A 12,971-nucleotide genomic window follows, 5' to 3' on the forward strand; every position below is an offset into this window, starting at 1 on the left:
CAAGGTCCGTGAACATGATGTTCACAGCCGGACGCACGCTCACTAGCCTCGAACCTGTGCAGATTGGCGTGAACGTACCGAACTTCGCCCCGGGCACCGACCCCGAGATGCTGCGGCAGTGGGCGCAGACGGTGGAGGGCCTCGGCTTCGACCTGCTGATGGTCTCCGACCACATCGCCGTGACCCCCGACGTGGCCGAGCAGTATCCCGCGCCGTTCTACGAGCCGTTCACCACGCTGTCGTGGCTGGCCGGGTTGACCCGCCGGGTCCGGCTGGGCACCACCGTGCTCATCGTCCCGTACCGGCACCCGCTGCTCACCGCCCGGATGGCGGCGAACCTCAACCGGCTCAGCGGTGGTCGGCTCGTCATCGGCGTCGGCGTCGGCTGGGCCCGGCAGGAGTTCGAGGCGCTCGGCGTGCCGTACCAGCGGCGCGGCGCGCTGACGGACGAGTACCTGCACGCCATGCGGGACGCCTGGCGCAACACCGACGACTACGACACGGAGGCGATCCCGATCTGGGTCGGCGGCAACAGCGACGCCGGCATGCGTCGCGCCGTACGACTCGGTGACGCGTGGCACCCGCTGCGGTTCACGCCCGGATGGCTGACGGAGGCGGTGGGTCGACTCCAGGCCATCGCCGACGAACGGGGGCGCCCGGTGCCCCCGTTGGTGCCGCGTATGGCTCTCCGGCAGACCCGTGAACCGGTCACCGCCCCGGACCGGCTCGCCGGTGTCGGCACCATCGAACAGATCATCGCCGACATCGACCAGATCCGACTGCTCGGCGCGGAGACGGTGGTGCTGGACCCGTTCAACGGCGACCTCGCCGAGATCCGCCAGCCCGAACGCGCCTGGCAGACCCTCGCGGCCGTGGCCGCGTACCACACATCCCAGGAGGACCGATGACCCCGGACGACGAGCGGTTTCTCCGCCGTGCCGTGCAGATAGCCGACGAGGCCGGAGCGTCCGGCGAACGGCCGTTCGGCTCGTTGCTCGTCGGTGCGGACGGCACAGTCCTGATCGAGGACCACAACACCGTGGTCTCCGACTCGGACATCACCGCCCACCCGGAACTGAAGCTGGCCCGCTGGGCCGCCCGACAACTCAGCCCGGACGTGGCGGCCGGCACGACCATGTTCACCAGTTGCCAACCCTGCCCGATGTGCGCGACCGCGATCGACCGGTCCGGCCTCGGACGGGTGGTGTACGCCCTGTCCAGCGAGCAGTTCGAGGAGGTCAAGCCGGCCACTCCGCCGCTGCCCCCGGTGCGGTACGAGGGGCCGGCGCTGTTCGACGAGGCCCGCCGGCCGATCGACAACCACTACTAGTCGAAAGAGGCGCCGCCTCCACGGCCGCACGAGATCGAAAAGGCCGTCCCCACACCAAGAGACGGCCTTTGCTGGGGTGGCGCCGAGGCGTTTCGGCCCCATACACGGCACCCCTGCGGCAGACGGAGGCAAGCATGGGCGGGAGACGGCTTCGACGCGTGGTCGCCGGGCACGCCGAGCGGGCCGGGCTCGGGCGGGTCGTCCGCCTGCACCGGCAACACCGGAACGCGGATTCGATCGTCGGCTGGCTGATCCTCGCGTCGCTTCCGGCTGTGGTCGCGGTAGGCGCGCTCCTCCTCGCCGGCTCGCCGCATTGGCGACCGGTGGTGGTTGGCTACGCGGCCCTGAGCTGGGGGGCTGCCGCCTGGCGGCGCTGGGGGCCGATCCCGGATCCCGACGGGCGGCGCTGGTTCGTGGTCGCCGAGCGTGGTCTGCTCATCTGGTCGACGAAGTCGAACACGGCGGTATGGGCCATTCCATGGCAGGCACTCCGCGCCCAGAGCGGCTCACTGGCCTGGCACGAAGACGGGCAGGTGCACGAGCTTGTCGTGCCGGCCGTGTCTCGCCGGAAAGCCTTGCTCCGATCGATTGGCAACCAGACCCCGGGTCCATCGTGGTCGGTGCGTCGACTCGCCAGCATGGCGTCCGCCGGGTTGGCGACGGTGCTCGTCGCCCAGTTCGCGGCCGTGCCGCTCGCGCTCGACATCATCCGCGGCGAGCGACCTGGTGACATCGAGGACCTGTTCCGGATCTGCGCTGGCGGCCAGGCTTTCAGCGGTGCCCCGCCCTATCGCGGCCAAGGCCCGCACCCGGTGGCGGCGCGCCTTTGGACCTCTCACGACCTTCAGGTCCAGGCCGACCGCCTGGCATCGGACGTCGTGCAGCTCGTCGCCTGCCCGACCCAGATCGGCCGGTCGTCGGAGGCGCTCCGCTCGTGCACCTGGAAGGACGGGTCCACCGAGATCGAGTACCAGGGCCACTACCGGGTCGATGTCTACGAGGTGCGTACCGGTCGCAAGGTGACTTCGTTCGAGATTGCCGGGAGCAGCGATGTTCCCCCCGTCCTGGCATGCGCGCCCTACCACTACGACCTCGACGACCGACCCGAGCACAGCGAGCCAGTAACCTATCCCGCGGAAGCCGCCTTGGCGGCTCAACTGTCTCCACTGGTCGATGGCAAGGCCCTCGGCTGAGCCTGATTTCCGGGTAGCGGTTCCTGTGAACTAGCTACTCGATCGCTACGGGTCGCCTCGACAACATCCACGCCACATAGGGGTGGTCTAGCCGACGGAAGTGGTCGATGCCGTTGAGCGGATCCGGCGGGCGGGCGTCGAAGGACGCAGCCAGCTCATCCACCCGCCCATCGGTGAGGGCCTCGTCAAGTTGCGTGTAGTGCGCAAGCAAGGTATCGAAGGCCGGGATCACACGTTCCGACAACTCCCCGACGACTGCGGCTCCGCATACGTCGGCCTCCTCGACCGACCGGATCGCCCAGCGGTCGAAACCATCAGAGTGCCTGGAGACTGCCCTGAGCCGAGTCCACCACTGGGCCACCGACGCTGTGGGGCGATCCCGCTGGTTCCCGCCCAACCGCTCCTGGAACCAGTCAAGCCAGGAGGGGGTGGCGACACCAAGGTTGACGTAGAAGAGCGAGGTATCGCCCCAGCTACCAGTGGATCCCTGAAACTCGATGATCGCGACATGGCCGGCATCGGAGATCCGGCGAAAGGTGCCATGCGACCGTTTGAAACCGTGCCCGCGCAGCACCAGCCCGACCTGCTTGGCGATCATGTCGAGGTATGCCTGCCGTACCGGACGCTCCATGCACAAGATCGTATTGCCGGGTACGACAACAAGGCCGAGCCGTGAGGGACTGCCGTACTTCATTTGCTGCACAGATCGAAAAAGACCGTCTCCCACTGCGGGAAACGGCCTTTGACCTGGGGTGGAGCTGAGGGGATTTGAACCCCTTACACCTTCGCTTTTGATAGATCATCCGCTATCGGACGGATCGCCGGGCTGACCTGCACAACCGTCGCCAACGCCTCTCGACGTTTGACACGGCTTGTCGGTCCCGGTTGTGCCGGATCTGTGCCCGATGATCTTCGACGACGCGCTCCTTTCCGCCGCGTCCTCCAGCCCTCCCCGAGCGGTCGCCCCGGCGGGGCCGACCGCTCGGGCGGGAAACACTTCCAGCGGCATTGATCTGTGGCAGGAGCGTAGTCGATCAAGTCGGACGACTGCTCCCCTGAGCTGCTGCTACACCTGGCGTGGATGGTCAATGATGGTCGTTGCTGGCTTTCGTTCGACGGCTTGGAAACGGCATGATCTTGTTTGTCGCAGCCTCGCGACCGACGCTCTGCGACCCACTGGCCTTCCATGCCGTCCGGTCAGACTTCACGTACTAATCTCTCCTCGGGTATGAGGATCATCCGCATCGGGGCGGATCGCCGTCCGGACCTGGGCGAACTCTTCCGTCACCTGACGGTCGACAGCCCTTGTCGGTGCCAGTTGTGCCCGGATTGCGCCCGATGATCTTGATTGCTCATCTCTCACCGTCCATTGGCCTCGCAGCTAGAAGCCAGTCCCGCCGGCCTTCGTCCGCACGCCACAGCTACGTGGCGGCTGGAGCGGGCGACAGTGATAAAGTCGGATCCCCAAGCTCCCTGTCGCGGAATCAAGCCCGCCCCGAACGCGCGTCTGGTATGGGAGGAAAACCGTGGGCTACAAGGAACGACGGGCCAAGATGATCGCCACGCGGGCCGCACCGCATTTGGAGACCGGCGAGCAGATCCAGACGGGTTTCGTCACGGTAACCGGTTCGGGGATCTTCACGGTGCCGGCGGAGACCTTCGTGGTCACCGACCGCGCGATCCTCGTCGTGGGCCGCAGCGAGGTACAGCGTCTTCCGCGCGATCTCTCGTTCGGTAAGCCGACCGGGCTCTACTACAAGTTCGAGCTCGACCGAACGTACAAGGTGCACCGGCAGTGGTACCCGGAAGTCATCGCCGCCGACGAGGCGCTGCGTGAAATGCACACCCAAGACGATCCGGCGGTCGGCGAGCACTGAACTAGGAACCGGCAGCGGCTTCGTGCACCGGCCGCCCCTATTTCGCCGGCCCGGTACCCCATCTCAGCCTCTCAGCCATCCCAGAGCGCCCGAGCGCCCCGCCAGAGGCACTGCCCGTGTCTCGACCAAACCGAAGCCCCGGAACTGCCATCGATCATGGCGGCCCGGGGCTTCTTGTATGTCGCGCCGCCGGCGGGCTATCACCGATCGCGCCGTGGCCGCAGGCCTAAGGCGCGAGCGGCGGGCCATCGGCCCGGCCCAGGTTCGGCGGCGCGAGCGGTCCGCGAAGCGGGCCGCCTTGATCCCGTACAGAAAGTTCTCACACATGCCCAGAACCAACGCTGTCCTGCGCCGGTTGATGGTTGACACTGCAGCCTCGCTTGATGTTGGAACGCTCTGGCCGTGGAAGACCTGCACGAACGCCTGCGCCGCTGGACCGCCGACGGCACGTGGTATCCGATCCTCGCGGCGGCGCAGGTCCACGACGATGGCACACCGGTGCAGTGGACGATCAGCATCGACTCGTCGATCGTGCGGGCGCATCGGCATGCCGCTGGCGCCCGCAAGAAGGGGGCTCCCCGACAAGTCCAGCGACATCTGGTACGCAAGATGGCGAGGCCATCGGCCGGTCCCGAGGCGGGCTGAGCACGAAGATCCACCTCGTCGTCGACGGACGCGGCCGGCCGCTGTCGATCCTGCTCACCCCCGGCCAAGCCGGCGACGACCCCAAACTGTTGGCGCTGCTCGACGCGATCCGCGTCAACGAGCCTGGACCCGGTCGGCCCCGCAAGCGACCTGATGTGCTGCTCGCGGACAAGGGCTACGCCCACGACTCCACCAGACGTGCCGCCGCAACATCATCAGCGGCGCGCTGCGCGACGCGAGCGCCAAACGAAAACGGGGCCCGAAGGCCCCGGATTCTCGCTGATTTGTGCCGGATCTGTGCCCGCCGATCTTGCTGGCGGGATTTCCCCTGGTCAACGGTGTTGCTGGTGGAGCTGAGGGGATTTGAACCCCTGACCCCCTCGATGCGAACGAGGTGCGCTACCAGTCTGCGCCACAGCCCCTCCGCCGGCGAACCGGCTTCGGTCCCACCCGGCTTACACCGGGCGGGCCGGCAGCAAGGCTAACAGGTCGCCGGCCTCCACCGCGAATCCGCCCCCGGCGCGGCGCTCCCCGCGCACGAAGATCCACTCGACTTCCCGGAAATCGGGGCATCCAGGACGCCTCGACACCCCGACGTCCAAGAAACCGAGTCGATCAAGCGCCAGAGCCGCAGAGCCGATCAGGCGCCGCGGCCGGCCTCGTAGGGGCGGCCGCGCAGCCCACCGGACCGCCGGTACGAGACCGACCCGCCGTTGACCGCCGCCGGCAGGTCGCCCGGCCGGTCCAGGCCCATGGCGGCCCGCCGTACCCCCTCGCGCTGGGCTGCCAGGCGGCGCTGTGCCTCCCGGCGGGCCGCTGCCCGGCGGGCCTGCTCGCGGCGGACCTCGGCCTGCCGGGCGGCCAGCCAGGCGGCCTCCCGGGCGCGGGCCCGGCGCCGACGGCGGCCGGCCAGGGCCTGCCCCCGCAGGTGGATCACGTAGACGGCCAGCAGCAGGAAGGTGACCGAGAAGCCGATCCAGAAGCCGGGGCTGACGAACAGCACGCCGATCAGCTCGACGACGTTGAGCAGGAGCAGGGCGGCGAGAACCCGGCGTCGCCGGTACACGGCGGGGGTGTGCTGCCGGCGGGGCGGCGGGCGTCTGCGGGACCGCTTCGGGGCAGGAGGCACGGCGCGCAGGCGGCCGGAGCGGCGGGCTGCCGGAGGTGCGGAGACCGGCGCGGCCAACACCCCCGTAGTCGCGTTCTCGCTGAGCGTGATGGTCAGCGAGCGCGGTGGGTGGACGGGTCGCCGTCCCGGCACAGTGCGGCGTCGCCGGCGGCGCTGGAGCACCCGCGCCGTCGACTGCGCCCGCTCCGCCACCAACCGCTCGGTGGCGTCGTACCGGCGAACGAGCGCCGGGGCCAGGGCGAGCAGGCCGGCGGCGGCGAGGACGGCGAGGAGCACCGAGGTCGGCACCCTCACCCCTCCCGTCACCGAATTCGGAGCAACCGCCGTCCGACCGCAGGATCTTCCACCGATTGCGCTCGGGTGCGTGGATCGTCCGGACGGGCAGCGCTTGCCGCAGCTTGCAGTTACTTGAGGTTACGGCGCGCCGACCGGGATGCCGCCGCGCCGCGCCGATCCCGTCCGTGGGACGCCTAGCGTGCGGAGGCGCGTACGCGGTGCCACCGGGCCAGCAGGCCACCCTCGGCAGCGATCTCCTCACTGGTCATCGCGTATCCGATGTGGTCCCGCCAGGCGCCGTCGATGTGCATGTAGCGCACGTGGTACGACTCCTCGCGGAAGCCCAGCTTCTCCACCACCCGCCGGGACGGCCGGTTCTCCGGCCGGATGTTGACCTCCACGCGGTGCAGCCCACCCGGACCGAAGGCGTGGTCCACGGCCAGCGCGAGTGCCGTCGGGATCACCCCCTGGCCGGCGACCCGGGCGTCCACCCAGTAGCCGACGTACCCGGAGCAGAACGCCCGCCGCACGATGCTGCCCACGTTGAGGTGCCCGACCAGCCGGTCCCGGTCGGCCTCACGCAGGCAGACGGCGAACGGCATGCCCTCACCCTCGCGGGCCGAGCGCCGCTGGTCACGGTGCACCCAGCGGAACGCGGCCGGCGAGTTCAGCTCGTCCCAACTGCCCGGCAGCGACGACTCCCACGGCGCCAGCCAGGCCCGGTTGGCCCGGCGCACCTCCGACCAGGCCGCGGCGTCGGAGCGCCGGTACGGCCGCAGCAGCACCGGACCGTCGACCAGCACCGTCGGCCAGCCGGGTGCCCGGGCGGGTCCGAAGAGGCTCACCCGCACAGTCTCCCGCGCGGGACCGTGTCGTGCGCAAGTGGACCCACCGCACCCATCGCAGGGCGGCTGGACTCTCTGCACGCCCGGGAGGGGACCGACCGGGACAACCTCACCGGCGACGGTCCAGCAGCAGCACGTCCACGGTGGAGCCGGCGGCGGCGGTGGTGACGCGCTCGCCGAGCACGAGCAGCCCGTTCGCCTCGGCCAGCCCCGAGAGGGTGAACGGCCCACCGCTGAGCGGCTGCACCGTGTAACCGCCGCCGCGCCGCTCGGCGACGTGCGCGGGCCGGAACTCGCGCAGCCCGCCCGGGGACGACACGGTCTCCAGCAGGTGTGCCCGCACGCTGGGTCGGAACACCGGCTCGGCGCCGGCGAGCAGTTGGATGGCCGGGCGGGCCAGCACCTCGAAGCCGATCAGCGCGGCGCCGGGATCGCCGGGCAGGCAGACCACGGGCACCTCCTCGGCGCCGACCGTGCCGAACCCGAGCGCGGTGCCGGGGTAGAGCGCCACGTCGGTGAAGGTGACCGGGCCGGCCCGGCCGCCCTCGCGGCGGGACAGGATCCGGCGCACCATGTCGCCGGGGCCGGTGCCGGTCCCCCCGGTGGTGATGATCAGGTCGGCGCGCAGGGTCTGGTCCTCCAGCAGCCCGCGCAGCCCCTCCGGGTCGTCGTCGCAGATGCCCACCCGGTACGCCAGCGCGCCCACCTCGGCCGCGGCGGCGGTCAGCGCGTGCGAGTTCGCGTCCACCACCTGCCCGGGCTGGCTGCCCCGACCCACGTCGACCAGCTCGTCACCGGTCGCCACGATGACCACCCGAGGGCTGGGCCGGACCACCACGTGCCCGATGCCGGTGGCGGCGAAGACCGCGACCAGCGCCGGTGAGACGTACGTGCCGGCCCGGGCGAGCAGCGTGCCGGCGGGCAGTTCCTCACCGGCGCGGCGGACCCCGTACCCCCGCTTGGGGGTGCGGAAGATCTCCACGGCGGCCATGCCCTGGTCGGTCCACTCGACGGGGACCACCACGTCGGCGGCGACCGGCAGCGGCGCGCCGGCGGCCACCGAGAAGCACGAGCCGGGGGTGAGCCGGACGGGTCGCCAGCTCGCCGCGCCGAGGTCGCCGACCACGTTGAGCCGGATGGTCCGACCACCGGGCGTGCCGGAGGGAGCCGGGACGTAGCTCGGGCCCCGGCCCCCTCCCGAGATGTCCTCCCAGCGGGCCGCGTACCCGTCCACGGCCGCCTGGTCGAAGGCCGGGAACGCGTGCGGCGCGACGACGTCCTCGGCGAGGACGTTGCCGTGCGCCTGGGTGAGGTCGAGGTCGAGTGGCGGCAGCGCGCGCAACCTGCGCAGCACGCTGCCCAGGTAGTCGGCGAGCGGCGTCAACTCGTTCGCGGCCGCCTCGGCGTCGGCCGTCGCGGTCATGTACCAGATCCGCCTGCCGTGTCGGCGTTGACGAAGTCGGCCAGCCAGGAGCGGAACTCGGCGCCGAGGTCCTCCCGCTCGGCGGCGATCTGCACCACCGTCTGGAGGTAGCCCAGCGGCATCCCGGTGTCGTAGCGGGTGCCCCGGTAGACGATCGCGTGCACGGGGACGCCCTCGGTGCGCAGCAGCTCCATGGCGTCGGTCAGCTGGATCTCGCCGCCGCTGCCCGGCTTCGTGCGCCGGATCGCGTCGAAGATCGCGCCCGGCAGCACGTAGCGGCCGAGCACGGCGAGGTTGCTGGGCGCGTCCTCCGGCTGCGGCTTCTCCACCATGCCGGTCACCTTGACGACCTCACCGATGTCGGTCAGTTCCGACTCGGCGGGCTCGACGGAGGCGATGCCGTAGCGCTTGGTGTCGGACGGGTCGACCTCGAAGAAGGCGAGCACCACGCCGCCGGTGCGGGCCTGCAGCTCCAGCATCGCCGGCAGCAGCGGCTCGGACGGCTTGACGAACTCGTCGCCGAGCAGCACCGCGAAGGGCTGGTCACCGACGTGCGACTCGGCGTACCCGACGGCGTGGCCGAGCCCGAGCTGCTCCGGCTGCCGCACGGTGTAGATCTCGGCGAGTTCGCTGGGGCGGCGCACGGCGGCCAGCCGCTCGGCGTCACCCTTCTCCTCCAACCTGGTCTCCAGGTCCGGGCGACGGTCGAAGTGGTCCACCATCGATGTCTTACCCCGACCGGTGATCAGCAACACGTCGCCGATGCCGGCCTGGGTGGCCTCCTCGACGATGTACTGCAACACCGGCCGGTCCACCACCGGCAACAGCTCCTTGGGCACGGCCTTGGTTGCGGGCAGGAACCGGGTGGCGAGTCCGGCGGCCGGGATGACGGCCTTGACCGCCAGGGGACGGCCGGTTGCGGCGACCGTCGATGAGGGGTTCGCTGAGTGCTCCGACATGCCGCGAGACTATCGGCCACGGCTCTGCCGCGGCGGGTGTGGCCCAGAAGACGCGCCGCCGCCCGACCCCGGCGGGGCCGCGTCCGGGCCTGCCCGGGCCGCGTCCGCGGCGGTGTCCGTCGGGTCATCGGCCAGATCTGGCCGGGCCTGCGCCGATCCCGCCGGCGACGATTCCGGTACGCCCACAGCCGGCTCCGACCGGGCGTGCCCGCCCGGCTCCCGGGCGACCTGCACGGGCCGGCCGGCGCGCGGCAGCCCGTCGGGTGGACTCACCGCCCCCGCCGGGACCGGGATCTCCTGGGTGGGCACGTCCGGGCACACCTCGGCGACCCGGTACGTGTCCCGGCCGGCCGCCTTGGCCGCGTAGAGCGCGTCGTCAGCGGCCTCCAGCACCTCCCGCCCGTTGCTGCCGTGGTCCGGGTAGACGGCGATGCCCACCGACACGGTCACCACGATCGGCCCCGCGTACGCCTCGACGGCGATCGGCGTCTCCCGGACCGCCGCGCCCAGCCGCTCCGCCACGATCGCCGCGCCCCGGGCGTCGGTCTCGGGCAGCAGCAGCACGAACTCCTCACCGCCCTGCCGGAAGGCCAGGTCCACCTCACGGATCTCACCGCGCACGCGCCGGGCGAACTCGGCCAGCACGGTGTCCCCCGCCGCGTGCCCGTACGTGTCGTTGACGTCCTTGAACCGGTCCAGGTCGAGGGCGAGGACGCTGAGCATCCGGCCGAAGCGGCTGGCCCGTTCCACCTCCCGCCGGATCGACTCACGCAGGTAGCGGTAGTTCCACAGCCCGGTGAGCGGGTCGGTGAGGGAGAGCCGCTGCGCCTCCTCGTGCACCCGGACGTTGTCCACCGCCACCGCCGCGTGCCCGGCGAAGGTGCGCAGGGTGACCAGGTCGTCGTCGTCGAACTCGTCGGCGCCCAGCCGGTCGTAGAGGGCCAGTACACCGAGCGCGGCCGCCGGCGCGCCAGCCTCGTCGGCGGGCCCGGGGGCTGCGCCGACGCCTCCGAGCGGCCCGGCAGGACCGCCCGGGGTGGCCGTCGCGCCACCTGCCGGGGTGGCGAACGGAACGGCGACGTACGTGTGGCAGCGCGGCTCACCCGTCAGCGCCTCGCTCGGCTCGACGCGCCCCCGCTGAGGCTCCCCGGTGGCGGCCACCGCACCGACCACCCCGACGCCCACCGGCACCCGCAGCTCCTGCGGCCCGTCCGCGTCCCCCTCGGGCCAGCGGCCGTCCAGCCCCTCGCTGCACTGCGCGACGAGCACCCCACCTGTCTCGACCAGCAGCACGGCTCCGGCCCGCGCCCCGGTGGCCGCGATCGCGCTGTGCAGGATCACCCGCAGGATGCGCTGGAGGTCGTGCGTGCTGGCCAGGGTGTCGCCGAGTACCGCGAGGTGCCCCCGGAGCTGGTCCCGGCTGCTCGTGAGCGCCGCGACGTACGAGCCGGTCTCCCGGGTCATCCGGTTGAACGCGGCGGCAAGCCGGCCCACCTCGTCGCGGCTGCGCACCGGCACCCGGGCGGTGAGGTCACCGTGCGCCACCCGGTCCACCGCGCCGGCCAGCTCCACCAGCGGTCGGGTGGTCACCCGGGCCAGTCGCCAGGCCGTCAGCACGGCGAGCAGCCCGGCCAGCACGACCACGCCGGCCAGCGTGGCGTGCAGCCCCGGGGGCCTCTCGCTGGGCACCGAGAGCACCAGTGGCAGCGGCTGCCCGGACGACGGGCCGATCCGCCGCACGTAGCGGCCCTCGCTGGTCTCGGTGACCCGCTCGCTGTCGACGGTGCTGGCGGCGGCCAGCACCGCGTCGCGTACCTCGCGTGACTCGGTGGTGTGGGTGACCCGCGCGGCGCTCGCACCGCCGTCGAGCAGGGTGACCGCCACCCCGGTCACGGCCGCGAGCCGGGCCACGAAGGCCGGGTCGACCAGCTGCGCGGCGGTGACGGTGCCCAGCGGAACGCCGGCCCGGTCGCGCAGGTCGACGCGGGCGGCCAGGGCACGGACCGGGCCGGCCGACGCCGGGGTCGGGCCGGCGCAGTCCCGCCAGGGGGTCGACGGCGCGTCGGGTGAGGCGTAGGTGACCCGGCCGGTCACATCGGTGATCTGCACCGCGGCGGCCAGCCCCCGACCGACCAGTTGGGCGGCGGCACCGGCCGGGTCGGCGGTGAGGGCCACCGCGTCGGCGGTGGCGCGCAACTGCTGGCAGAGCGCGTCGACCGAGGTACGTACGGTGGACGCCGCCACCGCCAGGCGCTCGGTGGAGCGGCTGCGGTCCACGGCGGTGACGATGGAGGCCACGAAGAACGCGCCGAGCAGGACGGGGCCGAGCACCACCACGAGGAAGGCTGCCGTCAACCGTCCGCGTAGCGTCACTCGGTCCCCCCGGAAGTTCCGCCTCCGTTGCTTGCGATGCTGACACAGAGCGACCGTGGTGGAGGCGTTGCGTCAGGAGTGTTGCGTGCCGGATTTTTCTGATGAAGCGGAAGTGACGCGGGTGGCGAAGCGCGACACCCGCGTTGAGCTGCTCGCCCGCCGCCGGGCGCTGACCGGGCCGGCCCGGGCCGCCGCCGCCGGGCGCGTCCAGGCCGAGCTGGTCGCGTTGGTACGCCGGCTGCGCCCGGGCCGGATGACGGCGTACGTGCCGGTCGGCTCCGAACCGGGTGGGGCTGACCTGCCGGAGGTGCTGCGGGCGGCACTGCCGGCCGACGCCGAGCTGCTGCTGCCGGTGCTCCGCGACGACCTGGATCTGGACTGGGCCGCCTATACCGGGCCGGACGCTTTGATCGCCGCCGGCCGGGGTATCCGGGAGCCGGCGGGGCCGCGACTGGGGGTGGCCGCGGTGACCGGCGCGGAGTTGGTGGTCGTACCGGCCCTGGCCGTCGACCGGCTGGGCCGTCGGCTGGGCCGTGGTGGCGGCTCGTACGACCGGGCGCTGGCCCGGGTGCCCACGGCGACGCTGACCGTGGTGCCGCTGCACGACGGCGAGCTGGTCGAGGCGCTGCCCGCCGAGCCGCACGACCGACCGGTCCGCGCGGTCGTCACCCCCGCCGACGGGATGCGTACGCTTGACGGCGGCCCGGAGGCGGCGCATCGTGTCGCGCCCCACACGTCCGCTGGACGAACCCGGGGCGAATGACGCACCATTGGCACTCGAACAGGTCGAGTGCCAATTGGCCGAGTCCAGATCCGGAGGAGAACGTGCCCACGTACCAGTACGCCTGCACCGCGTGCGGTCACCAGCTCGAGGCGGTCCAGTCCTTCTCTGACGAGCCGTTGACCGAGTGCCCGGCGTGT

At 71.9% G+C, this 12,971-nt stretch carries 11 protein-coding genes, 1 tRNA gene and 2 pseudogenes; 7 read left to right on the forward strand and 7 right to left on the reverse strand.

Features of this window, described 5'->3' with window-relative positions:
• The first annotated feature begins 56 nt into the window (after positions 1–56).
• The 3 genes from ACTWLT_RS06925 (at position 57) to ACTWLT_RS06935 (ending at position 2,523) form a co-directional block, all read left to right on the forward strand.
• Positions 57–908 carry an LLM class flavin-dependent oxidoreductase gene (locus tag ACTWLT_RS06925; RefSeq protein WP_445317586.1) on the forward strand — a complete coding sequence of 284 codons (852 nt, stop codon included), beginning with the start codon at positions 57–59 and terminating at the stop codon, positions 906–908.
• Complete coding sequence (locus tag ACTWLT_RS06930) at positions 905–1,330, forward strand: nucleoside deaminase (protein ID WP_445317587.1); 426 nt, start codon at positions 905–907, stop codon at positions 1,328–1,330. The genes ACTWLT_RS06925 and ACTWLT_RS06930 overlap by 4 nt, the downstream gene beginning before the upstream one ends.
• Positions 1,331–1,464: 134 nt before the next feature.
• On the forward strand, positions 1,465–2,523 hold the full coding sequence (locus tag ACTWLT_RS06935; protein WP_445317588.1) for a hypothetical protein: 1,059 nt from the start codon (positions 1,465–1,467) through the stop codon (positions 2,521–2,523).
• Between the two features lie 34 nt (positions 2,524–2,557).
• Here ACTWLT_RS06935 and ACTWLT_RS06940 read toward each other — a convergent pair whose 3' ends face one another.
• The gene (locus tag ACTWLT_RS06940; protein ID WP_445317589.1) at positions 2,558–3,154 is read right to left on the reverse strand and encodes a DUF4304 domain-containing protein; all 597 of its coding nucleotides are present in this window, start codon (positions 3,152–3,154) and stop codon (positions 2,558–2,560) included.
• A gap of 895 nt (positions 3,155–4,049) precedes the next feature.
• Here ACTWLT_RS06940 and ACTWLT_RS06945 point away from each other — a divergent pair.
• Positions 4,050–4,400 carry a hypothetical protein gene (locus tag ACTWLT_RS06945; RefSeq protein WP_445317590.1) on the forward strand — a complete coding sequence of 117 codons (351 nt, stop codon included), beginning with the start codon at positions 4,050–4,052 and terminating at the stop codon, positions 4,398–4,400.
• A gap of 400 nt (positions 4,401–4,800) precedes the next feature.
• Positions 4,801–5,248: pseudogene (locus ACTWLT_RS06950) on the forward strand (IS5 family transposase); the annotation flags it as partial.
• 142 nt (positions 5,249–5,390) lie between these two features.
• Here ACTWLT_RS06950 and ACTWLT_RS06955 read toward each other — a convergent pair.
• From ACTWLT_RS06955 to ACTWLT_RS06980, 6 genes are all read right to left on the reverse strand, one after another.
• Positions 5,391–5,467, reverse strand: a tRNA-Ala gene (locus ACTWLT_RS06955).
• A gap of 218 nt (positions 5,468–5,685) precedes the next feature.
• On the reverse strand, positions 5,686–6,468 hold the full coding sequence (gene sepX / locus ACTWLT_RS06960; RefSeq protein ID WP_252415914.1) for a divisome protein SepX/GlpR: 783 nt from the start codon (positions 6,466–6,468) through the stop codon (positions 5,686–5,688).
• A gap of 176 nt (positions 6,469–6,644) precedes the next feature.
• Positions 6,645–7,295: a GNAT family N-acetyltransferase gene (locus ACTWLT_RS06965; RefSeq protein ID WP_109820724.1), complete on the reverse strand. Its 651-nt coding sequence runs from the start codon at positions 7,293–7,295 to the stop codon at positions 6,645–6,647.
• A gap of 109 nt (positions 7,296–7,404) precedes the next feature.
• Positions 7,405–8,718: a molybdopterin molybdotransferase MoeA gene (locus ACTWLT_RS06970; protein ID WP_089017844.1), complete on the reverse strand. Its 1,314-nt coding sequence runs from the start codon at positions 8,716–8,718 to the stop codon at positions 7,405–7,407.
• Positions 8,715–9,677 carry a UTP--glucose-1-phosphate uridylyltransferase gene (locus ACTWLT_RS06975; RefSeq protein ID WP_445317591.1) on the reverse strand — a complete coding sequence of 321 codons (963 nt, stop codon included), beginning with the start codon at positions 9,675–9,677 and terminating at the stop codon, positions 8,715–8,717. Before ACTWLT_RS06975 ends, ACTWLT_RS06970 begins: the two co-directional genes overlap by 4 nt.
• A gap of 9 nt (positions 9,678–9,686) precedes the next feature.
• Positions 9,687–12,050, reverse strand: coding sequence for a diguanylate cyclase (locus tag ACTWLT_RS06980; protein ID WP_445317592.1), 2,364 nt, complete (start codon positions 12,048–12,050; stop codon positions 9,687–9,689).
• 85 nt (positions 12,051–12,135) lie between these two features.
• Between ACTWLT_RS06980 and ACTWLT_RS06985 the strand changes: the two genes are divergently transcribed.
• A complete protein-coding gene (locus tag ACTWLT_RS06985) occupies positions 12,136–12,813 on the forward strand; it encodes a 5-formyltetrahydrofolate cyclo-ligase (RefSeq protein WP_445317593.1) in 678 nt (225 codons plus the stop codon).
• Positions 12,810–12,968: pseudogene (locus tag ACTWLT_RS06990) on the forward strand (FmdB family zinc ribbon protein); the annotation flags it as partial. The gene ACTWLT_RS06985 and the pseudogene ACTWLT_RS06990, both read left to right, overlap by 4 nt.
• Positions 12,969–12,971 lie beyond the last annotated feature (3 nt).

This window comes from Micromonospora yongxingensis (assembly GCF_052601155.1).

Coding starts and splice junctions, on each gene's coding strand:
- ACTWLT_RS06930 (WP_445317587.1), top strand. CDS start 905: ATGACCCCGGACGACGAGCGGTTTCTCCGCCGTGCCGTGCAGATAGCC.
- ACTWLT_RS06935 (WP_445317588.1), top strand. CDS start 1,465: ATGGGCGGGAGACGGCTTCGACGCGTGGTCGCCGGGCACGCCGAGCGG.
- ACTWLT_RS06940 (WP_445317589.1), bottom strand. CDS start 3,154: ATGGAGCGTCCGGTACGGCAGGCATACCTCGACATGATCGCCAAGCAG.
- ACTWLT_RS06970 (WP_089017844.1), bottom strand. CDS start 8,718: ATGACCGCGACGGCCGACGCCGAGGCGGCCGCGAACGAGTTGACGCCG.
- ACTWLT_RS06975 (WP_445317591.1), bottom strand. CDS start 9,677: ATGTCGGAGCACTCAGCGAACCCCTCATCGACGGTCGCCGCAACCGGC.